Source organism: Enterococcus sp. 3H8_DIV0648, from assembly GCF_002140655.1.
GTDB lineage: Bacteria > Bacillota > Bacilli > Lactobacillales > Enterococcaceae > Enterococcus_A > Enterococcus_A hulanensis.
In genome coordinates, this window is the sequence record NZ_NGLG01000002.1 from 238,907 (window position 1) to 241,714 (window position 2,808).

The window sequence follows — 2,808 nt, forward strand, 5'->3', positions numbered from 1 at the left end:
CAAGTGAGACTGCTGAAAAATATTCTTCCTTATAGCTGTCTCTTATACACATCTGAATTATATTTTGTGTTAGCCAACCTTTTGAAACATCCGTTACTTCTATATAGATCTAGCTGTAAAATAGGCTGGAAAACTTTCCGATCAACTAGATAAAATAACATTTATTTAGAATAGGAATCAAGACTAAATTTTTAGCTATTTTAGGTTGCGCTTACATTTTTGCCAAAAAAGATTGCAAGAATCTCTACTTATCAAGAAAAATAAAGGGTTATATACTCACCTTAGACGAGAGGAAGATATGGATGAAGGATCGAACAGTAAAAATATTGCGGATTTTTATAACTTCTGATTATCCAGTGACACTCGCAAAACTGGAGGAGGAATTTCGTACCAGTGCGCGTACAATCCGAAATGAACTACGAGAAATCAATCAATTTCTGATGGAAAAAGGTTTGCCGGAGATTAAGAATCTTAGAAAAAAAGGCTACCAGCTGACTTTGAAATCGGAAGAAAAAGCTGCTTTATTAGAACAGCTTGATTTGGCAGATGATGAACGCTATTTGGATCGTGAAAGCCGGATTTTTGATTTGATTCTTTCCTTTGCTTTAGGAAAGAAAGCGACCTTTCTTTATCAAAAGGAGGAAGAATATCAGATTTCCAAAAGTTCATTGGATGAAGACATGCGGCGAGTCAGGAATATTTTAGCGGAATATGGGATTGAGGTTTTGAGTGTGCCAAAGCAGGGCATTTTGCTGCAAGGCGCCGAACGGTCGATTCGAACGATGATCTATGACATCATCAACAACTCGGTTGGGGTGATCACACCACAGGGCGAGCAGGAATATTCGATTAATATGACGATTTTAAATCATTATATTCCGCAGCGGCTGCTAAAGAAACTGGATCAGCTATATGTCGAATCCGTCGCATCGATGGAGGACGCGATTTATCGTAATCAGCTGTTAATGTTTACGGCAGTGTGGTTGAGTCGGTATTTGCGAGAAGATCTGATCGCCAGTTCCGCTTGGGAAGCCGCAGATACTCCTCAAAGCGACATTCGTGATTTTGTTACGGCAATCTGTGGAGCCTTTCAGATTTCACCGCCGGAAGTCGAGATCAAGTACATTGTTTTCATGTTGAATACTTTTAATTCAAGAGACATGAACAATTCCATCGAGTGGGTCCAAGCCCAGCTGCTGTCGATTCAACTGATGCAGTTTGTGGAAGAGCAGACGAAAATTCCTTTTTCACGAAAAGAGGAGATGCTGCAGGAGGGATTGTATAAGCACTTAGTCGGGTTGATCAATCGAGTGAAGAGCGACATCCAAATCGTTAATCCGCTGAAGGAAAATATCAAAAAGAACTATGGCAATATTTATTCCGCCATTGATCAATTTACCCCCTCGATCGAACAGATCACGGGTAAAAAGATTACCGAAGACGAGATCGCCTTTCTTACGATTCATTTTTCAACTTCTGTGAGTGCGATCAATCAAGATTTGCATTATATCTACAAAGCGGTGGTCATTTGCAACCACGGAGTAGCCACCGGCAAGCTGCTCTCGGAGAATTTGAAGGAGCTTTTCAATATCGAAGTTTTGGCCGTATTGAGCTCACGAGAACTGGACTTAATCGAAAAGTTGGATGTTGATTTGATCTTCAGTACGGTGGCAATCCACTATTCGCAAAAGCCTGTGCTGGAGCTAGAGCCGATCATCAAAGAAGAGAGCAAAAAAAGAATTACCAGTTTTTTGAACGAGAATCAAAACCTTAAACGCTTAGTCAACAATCAGGATTCGACACAATTGTTTCATGCACTGATTGACACCATTGAGAAAAGCGGCGGAGAAGTATCTGGCGATATTTACAAAGAATTAGAAACGCTTTTTGACCAAAATCATTTAACGATAAACAAGAAGGAGATTCAGCCGATGTTAGAAGACGTATTGAAGGACAGCAATATTTTATTGAATCAGCAGGTAAACACTTGGGAGGAATCGATCCGCAGGGTCTCCGAACCTTTGATCAATCAGCAGGTGATCGAGCCTAGTTATGTCACAGCGATGATCGACTCGGTGAAAGAATATGGTCCATATATCGTGATCGGCAAATACATCGCCTTGGCTCATGCGCGTCCGGAAGATGGGGTCAATCAGCTGGGAATTAGTGTAGCGACGATCGATGAACCGATCGAATTCGGAAATGAAGAAAACGATCCGGTAAAAATCATTTTCTGCTTAGCGGCGATTGATTCTTACTCCCACTTGAATATCATGAAGAGCTTGATCGAATTGATCAATGACGAAGAAAAAGTGGATCGTTTAAGCCGCGAAACGGATATCGAGCGGTTCAAGGAAATCTTATTTAGTTAGGTAATTATGTATTATTCGATAAATAAAACAGAATGGAGAGAAAAAAGATGGGAAAACAAGTATCAATTTTATTCGTATGCGGGGCAGGTTTAGGAAGCAGCTTTGCAGCTCAAATGGCAGCAGAAGATGTGCTGAATGCACATGGCGTGGACGCAAAATTGGATCACGTAGATATTTCAACGGCGGCATCATCTCAATCGGACATTATTATCACCGCGCAAAATTTCAAATCACAGTTTGAAAAGTTTTCAATCGATGAGGAGAAAACCGCGATCGTCTATTTAAAAAATATCGTCTCAAAACCAGAAATCGAAGAAAAACTTATCCCGATTTTGGAATCAAAAGGTGCGTTGTAGAAAATTACATCAATATGAATAAGGATGCCAGTTCCACCCTTAACAGTTATTGTAGCGGAACAATTCTAAAAGCAGGCAAA

The 2,808-nt window shown here is 40.4% G+C and carries 2 protein-coding genes; both read left to right on the top strand.

The genetic code is table 11. The annotated features are described in order from the left end of the window. Positions 1 to 302: 302 nt before the first annotated feature. Positions 303 to 2,372, top strand: coding sequence for a BglG family transcription antiterminator (locus tag A5875_RS17550; RefSeq protein WP_088934891.1), 2,070 nt, complete (start codon positions 303 to 305; stop codon positions 2,370 to 2,372). Between the two features lie 47 nt (positions 2,373 to 2,419). Continuing rightward, on the top strand, positions 2,420 to 2,728 hold the full coding sequence (locus A5875_RS17555; RefSeq protein ID WP_088934892.1) for a PTS sugar transporter subunit IIB: 309 nt from the start codon (positions 2,420 to 2,422) through the stop codon (positions 2,726 to 2,728). The last annotated feature ends 80 nt before the right edge of the window (positions 2,729 to 2,808 follow it).

Coding starts and splice junctions, on each gene's coding strand:
- A5875_RS17550 (WP_088934891.1), top strand. CDS start 303: ATGAAGGATCGAACAGTAAAAATATTGCGGATTTTTATAACTTCTGAT.
- A5875_RS17555 (WP_088934892.1), top strand. CDS start 2,420: ATGGGAAAACAAGTATCAATTTTATTCGTATGCGGGGCAGGTTTAGGA.